Here is an 18652-nt window from a genome sequence, read left to right as displayed (position 1 = left end):
CTTATAGTTTTGTGTCTTTATCTGTTATAGGGTCATAGGAAGTTCCCGTGTTACCTCGTAAACGCTCGAATTGTTTGTAGGCACGCTCCACCTTCTCTTTTGGCGCTTGCTCTAACTCCTTTTCCGTTACTTGATATTGTGCTTCCAATTCCGCTAGGCGCTTTCTTAATTGGGCTTCAATGTCGTCGTATTCAGGGTTCTCAATTTGATTGTGAATTTCCTTAGGATCCTCTTCCAAATCATATAATTCCCATGTATCGATATCATCATAAAAATGCATCAGCTTATACCGATTGGTTCGGATGCCGTAATGCTTTTTCACCATATGAAATGCTGGATAATCGTAGTAATGATAATAAACGGCATCTCTAAAATCGGCATCATCCATGGTATTTTCCAATAATGGGCGAAGTGATTTCCCTTGCATATCTTCAGGGATGTCTACCCCTGCATAATCCAAAAATGTTTCGGCAAAATCCAAGTTTTGGGTCAAGGCAGTTATTTCACTCCCAGCCTTAATATGGTCTGGATATTTTACCAATAAGGGCATTGCTAGGGATTCCTCATACATGTAACGCTTATCAAACCAGCCTTTTTCTCCTAGATAAAACCCTTGATCTGTAGTGTAAATCACGATGGTATTTTTATCCAACCCCGTTTCCTTTAAATAATCCAACACACGACCCACACCTTCATCCACGGATGTTATGGTTGCCAAATACTCCTGAAGGTAACGTTGTCCCTTCCATTCGGCCAAGTCTCTTCCCGATAAATTGGCATCGTGAAAAGCGTCATTTTTTGCTTGATAGGCCTTATCCCACGCAGCACGTTGTTCTGCTGTCATTCTATCAAAATCTGTCGTCCAAGGATTCCAAGCCAATTCTAGACTTCCCTTTTCCTTGGTCATTTTTAGATCGTGTCCTTCATACATATCCTTATAAATGGTTTGCAATTGCTGCTTGGAGCCCAAGGAGCCTTCATGAGCTGTAAAATAGGTGTCGGGCAATGGAAACTTAACATTATCAAACTTATTGGCATGTCGCAGGGCAGGCATCCAGTTTCTATGCGGTGCCTTATGTTGCAACATGAGCATAAACGGTTGATTGCCGGATTTCATTCTGTTTAAATAAGCCAAACCTTCTTCAGTAATAATATCTGTGGCATAACCTTCAATACGAGTAGTATCTACCTTTTTAGTCTCCTTATTCACCGAAATAAAATCAGGATTGTAATAATTTCCTTGATCGGTTAAAATATTCCAATAGTCAAATCCCTCAGGATTCCCGTGCAAATGCCACTTTCCAATAACTGCTGTATTATAACCAGCCTTTTGCAATAGTTTAGGAAATGTTTGTTGGCCACCATCAAACTGCTCGCCGTTCATTCTAAATCCGTTGACATGACTGAATTTTCCTGTCAGCACCACTGCCCTACTGGGTCCACAAATGGAATTGGTACAAAAGTTATTTTTAAACAAAACTCCCTCTTCGGCAATGCGATCGATGTTAGGCGTTGGCGCCAATTGGCTTATGGGATGTCCATATGCACTTATGGCCTGTTCCGCATGATCATCGGCCATGATGTACACAATATTAGGCCTTTTATCTTCTTGAACTAATTCATTTTGCTCTTTCTTTTCCTTACAAGATTGCAGCACGAAAAGAATACAAACTATATATGTTAAATATCTCATGGTGTTTTGGTTTTAATAATTGTTGTTTGAATGACTTCGTTATTCAAAACTGTACTTTCAAAAAAGAAAAAAACCTTATCGAGATCCTCAAATGGAATAGCGGATATTTCATGCCTTCCTCCTTTGACTATATTGAAATAAAAAGGCGTTTCTAAAGTTTCTAACTTTTCCACAATCACTTCAGACCCATCTAATAATAGATAGCCCGGTTTTTCAGGAGTGCAGTAATGATGTGGCGCCGATGAAAAAGGCACCAAATCGTCATCGGTTCCATGATAAAACACACTAGGAACTGCATTTGATTTTGTGATGTACTCTGCATTCAACACAGCGCCCGCGCAGGAAAACATCCCTGCAAATGTTACTTCTTTATAATTTTCCAATTCATCTGCAAAATACTCTCGCATAAACACCGCATTTAATGTGGCTTCCGCTCCCGCACTACTGCCACCGGAAATAATATAATTGGTATTCACATGCAATTTCTCAGCGTGATCCACCACATATTTAGCCGCATCGAGATAATCGATAGCCGCCTGTTTGAATACGTTCATTTTCTCCTCTTTAGGACAATCGCAGCCAAACCCTGTTTTGGTACCTTTTCTTAACAATCTATAGGAAATGGAAATTCCTATGTAGCCATTTTGAGCTGCGTATTCACAAAGCTGGGCATCGTCCTTAAAATCACGCGCGCCACCTGCAAAACCGCCACCATGCATCCATAACAAGGTTGGAAGTTTATTTCCCGATTTGATATTTTTTGGTGTATAAACATCCATTTTTAAAGTATCGTCTCCTTTTATGGCATAGGTATAAGTGGTTTTTACTTGAGCCAAAAACGGTAAAGCGAGCAATAAAAAACAGAATGTGATTAAATGTTTCATTTAGTTTAATTTTTCGATTAACAAACCACTAATAACAGGCGTCCCTTCCACAGGTTTCAAGGAAACCGTCAAACCTTGATTATTATTGATTTCCAAAGTCGAGGTCATTGTAATACCATATTTTTCAGGATAGGCTTGTGCCATATTGACTCTTTTTTCTATCAATTGACCATTTAAGTACACATCAAAAACACGTTGCTGTTTTTGGGTTTCCTTTCTTGATTGCGATAAATTATAAATGTTTTCCGAAGGTTTAATTTGGGGCTCCACAAAGAATAATTTCACCCTGTAATTGCCATTTGGAAGATCCACTTTATAAGAAGAACACCCCTCCAACATAGTTTGAAACAAAGGTTCGGAAGTTGTGTTTCGGATGTTATGCGGCATACCTTGATTTTTGTCTTTGGTCATCCCATAGGCCTTGCCGTCTACATAACCATATTCACCATTTACATATTCCTGATCAGGAACAAAAGTGATTTGCTGCGCTTCATCTGTAAAGAAAAAATGAGCTCCTAGGTTGATTCCAAAACGATCGAAACCTTCAAAATTCAACGAGCTTGCTTTCACCACTTCAATACATTCCACTTCTTCTCTATTTCCTGAAACAACCATTATGCAATTCGTTCCATTTACAAAAGGCATTTCCACCTCAGCGACACCATCCATAAAGACAATATCCTTAAGTTTTCTATCATTAAGATACACTGTTGCGCTTGATTGGTTGCCAAATATTTTTACTGGGTAGGTATTTTCTCCAATTAAGGTCAAACCTGACAAATTGGATGCCGCAATATGTAGGAACGGTTCGGCATCGTCTAGCACAGACTTATACCAATAATAAATATCCTTTGGAGTCCTGTCATACTGTACCAATCCTTTTTGGTTGACATGTGGAATGGCATCACCTCGAAACTCGGAGCCAAAATCGGCAAAATTCCATGCCGTCATCCCAGTCATAAAAGGTCGCTCTTTTATTTGCTGCACATAGGATTGGTTCAATTTCAACTGATAGTCTGTTGAAAAATCAAACTTTTTTGGAGTCCGTGTGTAAATGCGAACATCAGCTCCAGGCCCATATTCAGACAATAACATAGAGCGCTTTGGAAATCTCCGTTGCTGGTCATCCAAAAAAGTCCCTAACCCTTCAATTTCGGCATCGTACCATCCAAAATATAGATTCCAACCCAAAATCATGGGCAAGTCGGCGATACCGGTTTCATTATAAACCTCATTCAAATGACAGGCCATAACTGTAAGATGATTGGGAGCCATATCTCTCGTTAAGTTTTCCAATTGCTGAGCCAGATCCAACGTAACTTTTTTTAATTGGTTCTTTTCTTCTTCGGAAGATTTTCCGTCAAAAGCCAATCTCAAAAAGATCTCATTCATATAACCAAACATCACTACCGAAGGGAAATTGTAATACTGTTTGATATGCTCCTTTTGCATGGTAATAGACGTTTCAAAAAAAGCTTTGGAATCGGTGACTTTATTGACTATTGGAATTTCCGTCCAGACCAAAATCCCCAGTTTGTCACACATATCATATAATTCTCGACTATGAGGATAATGAGCAAACCTAATGACATTTGCCCCCATATTTTTAATGAGTTCGATATCCTTTTTCTGAAGTTCTATAGGAACCGCATTGCCATAGCCTTTATAATCCTGATGGCGATTAACTCCTATAAGTTTGATGGGCTTGCCGTTTAAAAAGAATCCTTTTTCAGAATCTACCGAAACCCAACGAAAGCCAACATTGGTCCACTTATAATCTAAGACATTTTCCTGCTCGTCCAATAACGTTAATTTCAAACGGTACAAATACGGAGTTTCTGGAGACCATAATTTGGGATTATAGATTTCGGGCAGTTTAATTTTGAATTCGTTGGAAGTTCCAGAATGTAACTTTAAAGATTCAATTCTCGACTTCACATTAGCGCCTTCTGAATCCAATAGCTCCAATTTCAGTTGAATCTGCGTTTTGGCAGTAGCCAAGTTTTCCAAAATAGCGGTTACTTCAATCCCTCCCTTTTCCTTTGAAACATCATAATAATTCACATAAAATCCATCCGAAGCAAAATCCGTGACACTAAAATGTTGCTTGGGTAACGTAATGAGTTCTACGTCCCTGTAAATACCACCATAAAACGTAAAGTCGGCATCCAAAGGCGGAATGTTTTCATTATGGGAATTATCAACCACCACTTCAATCAAGTTGTAAGCATCGAAATTTATAAGTGATGTAATATTGAAACTAAAGGCAGTATAACCTCCTTTATGGTTGCCGACAATTTTCCCATTCACATATACCGTTGCCTCTTGGTTGACTGCATTAAATTTTAAGTAATGAATCTTTTCTTTTTCTTCGGAAGCAATAAAAACCTGCTTTTTATAGCACCCTAAACCTCTTCGGTAGCCAGGCTGGTCATCAAACGCATCCTCCAAATTCCAGGTATGCGGAATGTTTACCGATTGCCACTCAACCTTATCTTCAGAATATTGCCAACCGCTATTTATCGTTTTGGTTTGCCCAAGAATTTCAACACTAATTCCTATGAGAAAAACCAGAAAAAGAACAATATTATTTTTAATTGGGATGAGCATGGATCTACTTTCAATCAATTAGTTCAAACTCGTTTTCAAATTTAAAATCCGAGCTCGGGGCAATGGCTATTTCAAACGCTCCGGGTTCTAAACCATAAACCATGTCGCTGTTATAGAACTTTAAATCGTCTGCTGAAATCGTAAACGAAACAGTTTGGCTTTCTCCACTTTTCAAAAAGATTTTTTGAAACCCTTTGAGCTCCTTTACAGGCCTCGTCACACTTCCTACTTTGTCATGGACATACAACTGTACAATTTCATGTCCATCTTTGTTTCCTGCGTTTGTAATCGTTACCGAAGCTGTAATCGCACCTGAATTGGTCAATTTATTGGAACTCAATTTGAAATTGGAATACGTAAACGTTGTATAGCTCAAACCATGTCCAAAAACGAACAACGGCGAATTTGGAGCATCGATGTAATTACTTTTATAATCTTCGCCCGGGTTGCTTTCTGGAATTGGTCTCCCCGTATTTTTCATGTTGTAGTAAATAGGTACTTGACCAACATTTCTAGGAAAAGTCACCGTTAATTTCCCTGATGGGTTATAGGTTCCAAACAATACATCGGCAGTTCCAGCACCACCCATGGTTCCTGGAAACCAAACTTCCAAAATGGCATCCACCAAATCCACTTCATCTGAGAGGTTTATTGGTCTTCCGTTCATCAATACCAAAGTGATTTTCTTATTTGGATTGGCTTCTCTGATTTTTCGAATAAGCTGTGGCTGAATTCCAGGAATTTTCAAATTGGTCCTTGAAGCGGCTTCCCCACTCATATGGTGCCCCTCTCCCATCACCAACACAATTTCATCTGCCTTTTTGGAAACTGAAACAGCTTCCTCAAAACCAGAAGTATCTGCTTTTAAAATCTCACAGCCTTTGGCATATAAAATTTGATTTGGTTTCAAATATTCCGAAATCCCTTCAAACACACTTACTGCTTTTCCCTGCCTATCACCTTTGGCGGCCCAATTGCCAAGAATATCATATTCATCCTTTACCAACGGACCAATAAAAGCAATCTTCTTTGTGCTTGTTGAAAGTGGCAAGGCACTATTTTTATTCTGAAGCAACACCGATGAAGCCGCTGCAATTTCTCTGGCTTTGTTTAAAAATTCTGGTTTGTACTTAGTAGTTTCCTCTCGTTGTTCATCAATATATCGATAGGGATCCTCAAAAAGTCCAAGTTTAAACTTGGTTAATAAGATTCGTCGGCAAGCATCATCTATATAAGCTTCGGACACTTTTCCTTCTTCCACCAATTCCTTTAAATAATCCTTATAAACCCCTCCCATCATGTCCATATCCACACCTGCGTTCATACCAATTCTGGCCGCATCCTTATCATCTTTAGCAAATCCATGAGGAACCATTTCGTTGATGGAAGTATAATCGGAAACCACAAAACCTTTAAAGTCCCACTCTCCCCTAAGAATGTCCCTTAAGGTGAATTTATTTCCAGAGGTTGGCACCCCGTTTAATTCGTTGAAAGCCGACATAAAAGTTTCAACACCAGCATCTACAGTTGCCTTAAACGGTGGTAGAAACACATTACGCAACTCCCCTTCCCCCATATTCACCGTATGGTAATCACGCCCCGCTTGGGCAGCGCCATAGGCCACATAATGTTTGGCACAGGCTAAAATGGTATTGGATTTAGATAAGTCGTCTCCTTGATATCCCTTGACATAAGCTTTCGCTATTTCACTTCCCAAAAAGACATCTTCTCCTGCTCCTTCAGAAATGCGCCCCCAACGAGGCTCTCTAGATACATCAACCATAGGCGAAAAAGTCCAATGCAAACCTTCCGCCGAAGCTTCTTCAGCAGCAATACGGCAGCTTTCTTCAATCATGTTTAAATCCCAGCTGGCCGCCATTCCTAAATTGATTGGAAAAATGGTACGATGCCCATGAATGACATCATAACCAAACAATAATGGAATCCCCAAACGGGATTCTTCCACCGCAACTTTTTGGAGATCACGAGTACCCTTTACCGTAAAGGCATTCAGCATACCGCCCATGTTACCTTCCCGAATCAACTTCCCATTATCGGTCCCAACAATAGGGCCTGTTTGGTCCCAACTTCCACCGTACATTACCGTTTGCCCTATCTTTTCCTGAAGCGTCATAAGCTTAATTAAGGAATCTACTTGAGCTTCGTAATTTTGCCCCCAAGATCCTATCCCATAAAAAAAAACTGCTAGAGAAAAGAGCGCCTGCTTTAAATTTTTCATCTTGATTAATTAAACTTTAATTACTGTAGTGCGTTCAGATTTGCCACTTTCATTAAAAGATTCAATGGTGAAATAGTACTCTGTATCTTTATCCAAACCTCTGAAATCATAAAAATCATCTTCATAAACCATGATGCTGTTATATAGCTTATCAGGAGCTATGCCATAATAAATATTATAGCCCATGGCATTAGCTTGCTTTTTCCAAGAAATCATGGCATTTCGAGAATCTTCCTGACTTCTTTTCACCTTAAAACCAGAAACTAATTTTGGTTTTTCTGACAATCCATTTCCAAAAACTCTAAAGTCTGAAACTGCAAACAACCCTGAAGCGTTATGGATATTCACCATCTTGATATAACGCGCATGTATTGATTTTGTCAATTCTACATAATCATGCGGTACGTCTTTATCGTTTTTAGATTTATCAACCACCAAGGTCCAATTTTCAGCATCGTCAGACATAAAAATTTCATATTTGTAATATATGTCCATGGCTTTATTGTACTGGGTTGCTTTATGATCGGCATAATTTATTTGCAACGCATTTATTTCCATTTTTCTGCCTAAATCCACTTGAAGCCACTCTCCCTTATCAGCCGTTGTGGCAGACCAATATGTTTGAATATCCTCATCGGTTAGATTTGAAGCATCATAACAGATTCTTTCATATACTTTTTTACCTCCATGGTCCATTCTATTTGTTTCAACATCTGCGCATTGCTCAACCGTGGATACTGTTACCGTTTTTTTGTAAGAAAGTAACATCCAACCTGCCGATGCTCCTTTTGTATGGTCTCTATTTTCTGTTGGAAGATAAATTGGAAAATCACCATAGGCGGTGATAGAATACATGATATCATCCTGATCGAATCCAGCTGGAAACATGTCAATTCTTCGTTCAAAACGATCTTTTACAGAAATTTTACAGGTTCCTGTATTCCAATAATTACCATAATTATCCGCAAATGTATTGCCGTGACCGGCACCAACCACAAAGCCTCCTGGCTTGTAGGACATGGGATTGTGCTTTTGATACGTAAATGGTCCTAATGGATGATTGCCTACATGAACCCCATTAGCATAACCCTTAAATTCAGTGCCTGGAGCTCCATATTGCATATAATATTTGCCATTATACTTGGTCATCCAAGCACCTTCAATAAAATTGCCCCAAGGTGCAGGTTCCATATCGTTATTTGGTCCAAAACGTTCCCAACCATGTGCCGAAGGATCCAAACCTACAACAGCTTTTATTTCTCCATATGGCTTCTGAATGTCCTCCACTTCGGTTGCTTGGTATAATGTCTCATAATCTGCTTGATTACCTTTTGGCAACCAAGTATTATAATCTACCTCAACTCCTACAAGCGGCAATTTTCCACTTGAACCGTAATACATATATACTTTACCATCGTCATCCTGAAAAATGGCAGGGTCCCAAGTTGGAAGCATTGCTGTATTGACATGCCTTGTCCATCTTCCAGATTTTGGATTAGCTGTTTTCCAAACTGGGTGATCTCTTTTCCAGGTAGAACCAACATAAAACAAGGTATCATTTACCACCCAAGCTGCAGGTGCGCATTGGTCGTCATCTCCAGGATTCCTTTGAAAACTGCCATAAACAAAATTCCAATCAGACATATCTTTACTCCAGAAAAATCCAGCCTGATTGGTAGCAAACAAATAATAATCTCCTTTATACGTAATAATTACAGGATCGGCACTTGAGCGACGAGACAATGGAATCCCATTATGATTTTTAGTGGTATAATTGTATCCTATATTTATTGGGTTGCAATAAGTTGTTGCCGGTAGATTAGGATCAAACCACTCGGTTTTCCCGTTTGACTGCGCTAGCAATTTGAATGGAACTAATACCATAACCATTGTGACACCCAATAAAAACTTAATTTTATTCATATTTCAAAATGATCGTTTATTCTTTAAGCTTTTATTTTGTCAATTCAAATTCCTTCATCATCTCAGTTGTTGAATCTGTACCAACAAACACTTGGAAAGTTCCCGGTTCGGCCACAAAATCCAATTCCGAATTATAGAATTTCAAATCCTCTACAGTTAGTTTGAAGTTTACGGTTTTGGTCTCTCCTTTTTTCAGTTCAATCTTTTGGAAGCCTTTCAATTCCTTAACCGGTCTTGTTACAGACCCAACCAAATCACGGATGTAAAGTTGTACTACTTCCTTTCCATCATAATCTCCAGAGTTGGTTACGTCTACCGAAACGTTCAAAGTTCCACCCATTGCCAGACTTGTTGCACTTATGTTGAAATTACTGTAGTCAAACTTGGTATAACTTAAACCGTAACCAAAAGGATACAATGGTTCATTGCGAACATCTAAATAGTTACTGCGGAATTTTTCAAATTTCCCTTCTTTATTACTTAAAGGTCTTCCCGTATTTTTATGGTTGTAGAAAATTGGTACCTGACCAACATTCATTGGGAAAGTCGCCGTTAACTTACCTGAAGGGTTCACGTCTCCAAACAATACATCGGAAATTGCCAATCCGGCTTCACTCCCCGGGAACCAAACATTCAAGATAGCAGGCACTTTTTCATTTTCTTCAACAATTGCCAACGGACGTCCGGTAAAAAGCACCATAACCACAGGCTTCCCTGTTTGCAATAAGGCATGCAGCAAATCTCTTTGCACTTGTGGAATTTGAAGGTTCGTCACGCTACTGCTTTCCCCACTCAATTCGGCAGACTCTCCAATGGCAGCCACAATAACATCAGCTTTTGCAGCTACCGCAAGAGCTTCATTTAATAATTCCTTGTCACTTTTATTATCTCGTGGAATTTCCTTCCCAAACATGGTAATGCGTTTTTCATAGTCCACATCATAATCTACATTACTTCCTTTGGCATAAAGAATATTGGCCTGGTCACCAACCACGGTTTTAAGCCCCTCCAATACGGGATTGGATTTGTCCTGTTTAGTTGCCACACTCCAAGTCCCCGCCATATTAACAGCAGTATTGGCCAAAGGCCCAATAAGAGCAATTGTTCCCGATTTTTTAAGAGGCAGTAAATTATTGTCGTTTTTAAGCAGCACCATCGATTCGGCAGATACCTTTCTGGCAAAAGCCCTATTTTCATTAGTGAATACGTCTTTTTTAGGGCGTTCCAAATCGCAATATTTATAAGGATCCTCGAACAAGCCCAGTTTGAACTTGGCAGTCAAGATGCGCTTTACGGCAGTGTCAATATCTTCCATGGATACTTTTCCTTCAGCCAAGGATTTCTTAAGCGTTCCCGATAAGCCTTCACCCACCATATCCATATCGATACCTGCCTTGATTGCTAAAGCCGAAACTTGTTGTAAATCTCCCATTCCATGATCTATCATTTCAGGGATTCCTGTATAATCGGTTACTACAAAGCCATTGAAACCCCAATCGTGACGTAATAAATCGGTCATCAACCACTTATTCCCAGTGGCCGGAATGCCATCAACTTCATTAAATGAGGCCATCACCGACCCTACACCAGCATCTACAGCAGCTTTATACGGTGGAAAATACTCGTTGTACATGCGAATATGGCTCATGTCTACCGTATTGTAATCCCGACCTGCTTCTGGCGCTCCATATAAGGCAAAGTGTTTCACACAAGCCATCATGGTATTGTTAGCTATTAAATCGTCTCCTTGGTACCCTGCTACCATGGCTTTTGCAATTTCACTGGCCAAATAAGGATCTTCGCCATTTCCTTCGGAAACACGCCCCCATCGTGGATCTCTCGAAATATCCACCATAGGTGAAAAGGTCCAGTTTATTCCATCGGCCGTGGCTTCCTGAGCCGCCATTTGAGCCGTTTTTTTGATCATGTCCATATCCCAAGAGGCTGATAATCCCAATGGAATTGGAAACGTAGTTTCATAACCGTGAATCACGTCCATTCCAAAAATCAACGGAATTTTCAAACGGCTTTTTTCAACCGCAATACGTTGCACTTCCCTTATTTTTTCAACAGACTTAATGTTAAATAAACCTCCTACTTGACCTTGTTCTATCTTTTGAGCGATATTGGAACTTTGGGCCTGACCCGTGGTAATATCCCCTGAAGAAGGCAAGTTCAATTGTCCTAGTTTTTCTTCCAATGTCATTAACCCCAAAACCGAATCCACTTTGGATTCAAAAGGGTTTTCCCGCGAAACACTGAAACTTTCTTCAGTTTTAGATTCCCGTTGGTTACATCCTAAAAGTGATGCAACAAATACTCCTACTGCAATTGTTTTTAATTGGGTTGATAATGTCTTCATGGCTAAAGTTTAGATTGAGAAAAAAGCCAAGTCAACAATCCCGGTTCTGCAAATGTGGAATCCCAGCTATTGTGATTGTCTTTGGCGTATAAATTAAAATTTGGTTTACCTCCATATTTTAAAATGGCGCTCACCATGTCTACTGATAATTGTGGCCTGACCACATCGTCATTGGCCCCGTGAAAAATCCACATAGGCACTTTAGTGGCATAGTTTTGAGCCAACTCTGTATTACCACCGCCGCAAATGGCAATGGCTCCGGCAAACATATCAGGTCTCCTGGAGAGGATTTCAAAGGTCCCCATTCCGCCCATGGATAAACCTCCTACATAAACCTGTTCTTTTTTAACAAAGTTCTTGATTGTGAATTCATCCATAAGTTTTAGCACCATATCCATAGCAGGGGTAGGCGCTGCATCTTTTGGGAATTTTAAACTGATAGGGTATGAACTCCTATCCACATCGGCATTGGCCCAATAACTTTCTTTTGGACACTGCGGAAAAATGACAATAGCCGGAAAATCTTCTCTATTTTTTTCATTGGCAAATAATGCACTGCCGTGTACCAGTTGAGAAGTGTTGTCACTTCCCCGTTCCCCAGCACCATGTAAAAAAAGCAGTAATGGATATTGCTTACTTTCCGAAAAATCTTTGGGGTACATGATACGGTATTTTAACGTATCATTTCCACGGATAAACAATTGTTTTTGATATAATTCTTGCTGTGCTAATATGCTTCCTGCAGATAGCAACAAACATAGAAACACATATACTTTTAATCGATTCTTCATTATATTTTAATAACTAAAGCCCAAAATATTGAGGCCATTTTGAACATCTTCATTTTGCATAAACAACTCCCAAAGCAAACCTGTTCTATAATTTTCAATCATGATAATTTGAGGCCCTTGGTCTATGGCCAAATATCGTTCGGTTACCCAATTGTTGAATTGCGGACTAAAGGCATCATAAAAACCTGCAGGACCAAGTAAATCGTTGGCATAGAAATATTGCATGGCTGCTAAGGATTCCTCTGGAGTATAGGGAATAGAACTTATCGCCGCCGTAGGTGAAATAACACCTGTATCGTTTTCTGGATCATGGGCATTATAACCTACAGAACCATCGGTATTTCTTGAATAACTAGCCGTTAATCCCCAACAATCTGGACCATAGTCAGCATAATTACCGGAGTTATCCACACAATGCTCATAATTTATTAGGGTGTGATTGGTATTTAAAGTCCAATAATTGGCGTACTGATCGGAAAGATTTCTAGGATCCAAGCCCAAATAGGAATAATGTGCCCAAAATAATGGTCCCGTTCCCGACCCCACATGATCTAATACGAGAGGAATTCCATAATCAGTCTCAGAAGATACAATAGACCCATTATTGGCCCAGCCTTGGTGGTAAACTTCCGCTGAAATAGGATGATCTGGTGAAGCGGCTCCCAATATAAAGGCAATTAAAGTTTCGTTATACCCCACCAATTCCAAGTTGATGGCGAAGTTATGGTTTGGACTCCAATGCCAGTACAAGGCATTCTGTTCCTGAGTGTACCAATCCCACTCTACGCCTTTCCACAAAGCATCTGCCTGATTGGCCAAATTGATTTCTTCTTCAGAACCATTTTTGAAATACTCCTTGACACAGATTAATCCCTGAACCAAAAAAGCAGTTTCCACAATATCACCTCCATCATCCATGCTACTAAAAGGCAAGACATTGCCATTAGTACCATTTATCCAATGCGACCACGCACCGTGAAATCTGTCGGCTGTTTCAAAAAAGTTTAGGATTTGTGTCAATCTTTCTACCCCTTCAGCTCTCGAAATGTATCCTCTTTCAATCCCTACCAAAATAGCCATCAAACCAAATCCGCTGCCTCCACTGGTTACGGTATTTTGGTCGTTGCTAGGATCGTTGAGATGATAACGTTCCCTGGCGGCCCCGGAATTACTTTCGGCATAATCCCAAAAATATTTAAAGGTGCGTTCTTGCACCAAGTCCAACAACTCATTCTCAGGCAACGGGTCTACCACAACGGGATCATCATCTGTGGGATCGTAAGGTTCCTGATAGCCTGGGCCATCATCGTTTCCACAGGAAAAAATCACAAGGGATACCAATAATATTTGCAAATAATATTTCAATTTCATTACATCAATTTCTATCAACAGTAAACTCCAGTTTTTTCAAACCATGTTGTACATCTTTATTCTGCATAAACAATTTCCAAAACAGTCCTGTTCTATAATTTTCAATCATTACTGGAATAGGCCCTTGATCGATGGCCAAATACCGTGGTAAGTACCAAGGTTCCTGAAGACTAAAAGCATCATAAGGTCCATATTTCCCAATCAAGGAGTCTTGATTCTTGTACATATACTTCAGCATTTTCATACTAGCCTTTGGGGTATACGGAAAGGAGGACAAGGCTGCTGTAGGCGAGATAACCCCCAAGTCGTTTCCTGGCCTATGACCTGCATAACCTTTCATGGAATAACTTGAGGTCAAACCCCATAAGCTATCACCATAGCCTTTGAAATGCTTAGGGTTTTCCTTGGCATATTCATGGTGAATAATGGCATGGTTTTGTGTCAATTCCCAATAATCGGCGTATTGATCTTTAAGTCCTCTTGGATCCAATCCTAAATAGGAATAATGCGCCCAAAATAAAGGCCCGATGGCATGGTCATCATGTTCATAATAATCAAGCACTAAGGCACGATTGTACATCGAGTCCTTAGAAGTAATGGCTCCACTTCTTGCCCATCCTTTATCATAAACCGATTTGGAAACAGGGTGTGTTGGTGAGGCTGCAGCCAAAACATACATGATCAAACATTCATTATAGCCTCCCACAGGGAAATTCATATCCCAACCAAAATTTGGAGACCAATGCCAATACAGAACATTTTCACCTCCTTTGGTATACCAATCCCATTCTACTCCTCGCCACAAATAGTCTATTTTTTCCGCTAGGTCTTTTTCACTTTCATTGCCGTCCTTGAAATACTCATATACCGTGAGCAGTCCCTGGACCAAAAAAGCGGTTTCCACCAAATCACCGCCATCATCCTTTTTACTGAACGACACCACTTTTCCAGTTTCTCCATTTAACCAATGTGGCCAAGCACCATGAAAACGGTCTGCTTTCCCCAGAAAATCGACAATTTTATGATAGCGCTCTAAGGCTTCTTCCCTCGTAATGAATCCGCGTTGCACTCCAACTAAGATGGCCATCACTCCAAATCCGCTACCACCAATAGTTACGGTATTTTTTGGAGAGGTTGGATACACATCGTCCATGTGCAAACGTTCCCTAGCCATCCCCGAATTGGGCTCTGCTCCTTCCCAAAAATATTCGAAGGTTTGTTTTTGAACAGTGTCCAAAAGCGTATCATCAGATAAGGTTTCTGAAATTTCAGCTGGCTCTTTTTTTACTTCTTCTTTGGTTTCTTTCGACTCTTTACAATTGAATGCCAGCATCACCACTGACAACAACAAAAGTATCTTGATATAATTTTGTGATTTCATTTTTGTACCCGTTGATTAAGAATTTTAGCGGCATTTTATTTGATTAAAATGCCGCTAAAACAACTAAACTAACTCAAATAACACCTCTGATTACAGGATAACCAGAGCAATTCATTTTTAATTTAGAGCATACTTTGAATTTCTTCTTGACTCAATTCTTTATCGAAAATTCTCAGTTCATCCATTGCACTGGTATCTCCCCAGTGATCCCAATAACTGAATGTAGGACCACCTGCTCCAATATTGAGTTCGGTACAACCCGTCCAATCTACAGGAGAAGAGAACGTGCTAGTCAATTGCAATTCGCCATTGAAATAAATCTTGCTTTCGGTAGGAGATACAGTAAAGGCCACATGTACCCATTCCCCATTAGCAACGGTAATAACTCCACCGTCATTCCAACTCTCGCCAGTTCCTATTCCAACATTCAACTTGATACGTTGCTCAACATCATTACCTTCCCTAAAGAGTCTAAATCCTTGTAAACGGTCATCAGCATTGGCCCCTACGGTTAAAATCCCAGACCTTGTTGCAGTGGCATTTACTTTATACCAGAAAGTACCACTAAAAGCATCTCCCAATCCCAATCCATCAAAAGGTACCGAAAGGTAACTATCTTCCATTGTGGTAGTGGCAGCTTGAAACGAATTGATTCCTTCATAAAAATCGCCAGCAAACCCGGGAGTTCCTGTCTCTGTAGCCGTGATATCACTAACCACATCATTAAAACTACCATCAAAAGGCATGTACAACACTTGATCACTTTGGGCGATCATTTCTATAATTTCATTTTGGGATAAGGCTGAACTGAACAATCTCAATTCGTCCATAGCACTAGTATCACCTAAATGATCCCAATAACTAAATGTTGGACCTCCAGCCCCAATATTAAGCTCTGTACAACCAGTCCAATCTATTGGAGCGGCCAATGTGCTTGTTAACTGTAGTACCCCATTAAAGTAAATCTTGGTTTCGGTATCAGAAATGGTAAAGGCCACATGAACCCATTCGTTATCGGCCACGGCAATAACTCCTCCATCATTCCAACTTTCACCTGTACCTGTACCAACGTTTAATTTAATACGTTGCTCCACGTCATTACCTTCCCTAAACAATCTAAATCCTTGGAAACGATCATCGGCATTGGCACCAATCGTCAAGATTCCAGATCTTGTAGCTGTGGCATCCACCTTATACCAAAATGCTCCACTCATAGTTGTAGACAACTCTAGATCTGCTATTGGATATGACACGTAATTGTCTTGTGCCGCTGAAGTGGCTGCTTGAAGCGCATTCAATCCGGCAAAAGATTCTCCTGCAAATCCAGGGGCACCTGTTTCAGTTGCCGCTGTAGAAGATACCAACTCGGTATAATCACCATCAAAAGGCATATAGAAAATCTCCGTAGCATACATAGGTACGTATGGAGGTTCTTTGGAAAAATTATGGGTCTTTGTAAATACATTTCCCACAATATCGGTAGCTGTCACTTCCAAAGTATGCTCTCCCACCTCAACATTATCGTAAACCAACTCTCTGCTTACCACTCGATAATCCGTAAAACTATCATAGGAAGCTATTTGGCTGCCGTCTATAGAAACTGTAATTAGAATTAACTCAATATCATCTTCCGCCACAAATTCAATTTCCAAAGACGATATAGGTTCTGGATCTGAAATTGAAAATCCATCGGCAGGTTTCATAATATCTACGGTAGGGGCTCCTGCATCCGGTCCTGGATCTACTTCGGTAATAGGGTCGATACCATCGTAACAGGAAAACACCATAAGTATGGCTAAAAGCCCTAGGGTATATTTTAGTATTTTTTTCATCTTAAATTCGTTTAAAGTCATTTTAGTTTCCGTTTCCTAATGGCAAGGCATCTACTTGTGCCTGCGGATAAGGCAACAATTCTTTGTCTGCAGAAAAAGTTCTTCCATCATAGCTTAACTCATTGTATTCATTTAGCCTGATCATATCATAGTAACGAATCCCCCATTCCATAGCCAATTCTGCAAATTTCTCGTCCATTACATCTTGAGAGGTCACTCCTGACAGAGAAGACAATCCTGCTCTTTCTCTTACTAAATTCACCGCCTGGTCTGCAGTCATACCGTTACCACTTGCCCCACGGGTAAGTGCTTCGGCATACATTAATAACACCTCTGCATACCTAATGCAAATCATGTTTTTCCCTGCCCCATAGGCATTTCTACCTTCCGTTAACTGTACGGATGGCAAATAATGTTTTCCACTTGCAAATAAGGCTCTAGAATAATCGTTAATAACATCTCCATCTGGTGTTGTATTGGAAATCCAACTTGGAAGTGTTGCATAATTAGGGTCGTCCATCAATTCATCCAAACCTCGATCTGTAAACAATACACTGGTTTGCAAACGAACCTCTTCACCTCTATCCAACATAAACTTGATAAACTTCATACTAGGCTCGTAGAATCCCCAACCGCCTTCGGCATTGGCTCTCGCCGGCGTCCAGCCTTGAGGTCCAAAAGGGGCATAGGTATGGTAAAAGGTATCTCCTGTTCCAGAACCATAATCTGAGAACTGCATTTCCAAAAGGCTTTCATCACTTAGCTCTCCAGGTATCTTAAACAGTTGATAAAAATCTGGATACAGTGAAAACTTATTGGAATTTATAATCGCTCCACAAGCATTGGCCACCTCTTGGTAATTCTCCATTTCTAGATTTGCTAACGCCTTGATAGCATAGGCCGTATATTGGGTAACCCCTCCATGCACATCATTTCTTTGGTTAGGCCTCATGTCCGGCAAATTTGGAATGGCCTCGTCCATCATGTCTGAAATGTACTGCATCACTTCTTCTTTTGTTGCCACCCCTTGCGCAATTTCCCCATCGGGTTGAGAAGTGTTGATAATGAATATATCTCCCCAAACCTTTGCTAAATTTAGGTGTAAATAGGCTCTTAACACTCTGGTTTCCGCCATGTATTGATCGGCTTCGTCATAATAGCTTTCATCAGCGAAATCTTTATAGCTCTGGATCAATTCGGAAGCGTTGTTCACACTTGCAATGTCTGAATAGTGCAAATTCCAAAGAGAATTGTACATCCAATAGTCCTTATTGTAATTGAACAAATCTGTCTCTGCAAAATCCTGTTGATCTCCCAAACCACCGGCATTAACATCATCTCCTCTAACAGATAACAATAGTGGTTCTTCCCATCCTCTGGTATAAAATGCCTGATAAGCACCAATTAAAGGAAGGATCATATCACTGGTGTTTGTATAATCCACATCCCCTGTATTAAGCTGCCCTTCCTGCTCGTCAAGCTTACTATTACAGCCCTGAAAACCGACCAAGACCAACAATGCCAAGGCACCTTTTGTTATTAATCTTTCTATATTTTTCATAATGC

At 40.1% G+C, this 18652-nt stretch carries 11 protein-coding genes; all 11 read right to left on the bottom strand.

The annotated features are described in order from the left end of the window. Position 1 precedes the first annotated feature (1 nt). A complete protein-coding gene (locus BKM32_RS06790; RefSeq protein WP_076663147.1) occupies positions 2 to 1693 on the bottom strand; it encodes a sulfatase in 1692 nt (563 codons plus the stop codon). Beyond that, positions 1690 to 2577: an alpha/beta hydrolase gene (locus BKM32_RS06785; RefSeq protein ID WP_076663146.1), complete on the bottom strand. Its 888-nt coding sequence runs from the start codon at positions 2575 to 2577 to the stop codon at positions 1690 to 1692. The genes BKM32_RS06790 and BKM32_RS06785 overlap by 4 nt, the downstream gene beginning before the upstream one ends. Beyond that, positions 2578 to 5187: a glycoside hydrolase family 2 TIM barrel-domain containing protein gene (locus BKM32_RS06780; RefSeq protein ID WP_123812081.1), complete on the bottom strand. Its 2610-nt coding sequence runs from the start codon at positions 5185 to 5187 to the stop codon at positions 2578 to 2580. Between the two features lie 10 nt (positions 5188 to 5197). Beyond that, complete coding sequence (locus tag BKM32_RS06775; protein WP_076663145.1) at positions 5198 to 7426, bottom strand: glycoside hydrolase family 3 N-terminal domain-containing protein; 2229 nt, start codon at positions 7424 to 7426, stop codon at positions 5198 to 5200. A gap of 9 nt (positions 7427 to 7435) precedes the next feature. Then, the gene (locus BKM32_RS06770; protein WP_076663144.1) at positions 7436 to 9349 is read right to left on the bottom strand and encodes a discoidin domain-containing protein; all 1914 of its coding nucleotides are present in this window, start codon (positions 9347 to 9349) and stop codon (positions 7436 to 7438) included. Positions 9350 to 9380: 31 nt separating this feature from the next. Beyond that, a complete protein-coding gene (gene bglX / locus BKM32_RS06765; RefSeq protein ID WP_076663143.1) occupies positions 9381 to 11711 on the bottom strand; it encodes a beta-glucosidase BglX in 2331 nt (776 codons plus the stop codon). A 2-nt stretch (positions 11712 to 11713) separates the two neighbouring features. Beyond that, the gene (locus BKM32_RS06760) at positions 11714 to 12502 is read right to left on the bottom strand and encodes an alpha/beta hydrolase-fold protein (protein WP_076663142.1); all 789 of its coding nucleotides are present in this window, start codon (positions 12500 to 12502) and stop codon (positions 11714 to 11716) included. A 6-nt stretch (positions 12503 to 12508) separates the two neighbouring features. Further along, complete coding sequence (locus BKM32_RS06755; protein ID WP_076663318.1) at positions 12509 to 13873, bottom strand: glucoamylase family protein; 1365 nt, start codon at positions 13871 to 13873, stop codon at positions 12509 to 12511. A gap of 4 nt (positions 13874 to 13877) precedes the next feature. After that, complete coding sequence (locus tag BKM32_RS06750; RefSeq protein WP_076663141.1) at positions 13878 to 15254, bottom strand: glucoamylase family protein; 1377 nt, start codon at positions 15252 to 15254, stop codon at positions 13878 to 13880. Between the two features lie 122 nt (positions 15255 to 15376). Further along, positions 15377 to 17086, bottom strand: a complete 1710-nt coding sequence (locus BKM32_RS06745) for a LamG domain-containing protein (protein ID WP_076663317.1) — start codon at positions 17084 to 17086, stop codon at positions 15377 to 15379. A gap of 22 nt (positions 17087 to 17108) precedes the next feature. Continuing rightward, on the bottom strand, positions 17109 to 18647 hold the full coding sequence (locus BKM32_RS06740) for a RagB/SusD family nutrient uptake outer membrane protein (RefSeq protein WP_076663140.1): 1539 nt from the start codon (positions 18645 to 18647) through the stop codon (positions 17109 to 17111). Between the last annotated feature and the right edge of the window lie 5 nt (positions 18648 to 18652).

The sequence above is a fragment of the Mangrovimonas sp. DI 80 genome, from assembly GCF_001975575.1.
GTDB lineage: Bacteria > Bacteroidota > Bacteroidia > Flavobacteriales > Flavobacteriaceae > Mangrovimonas_A > Mangrovimonas_A xylaniphaga.
Note: the sequence above shows the minus strand (reverse complement) of the source record. Positions and strands in the feature narration are given on the sequence as shown.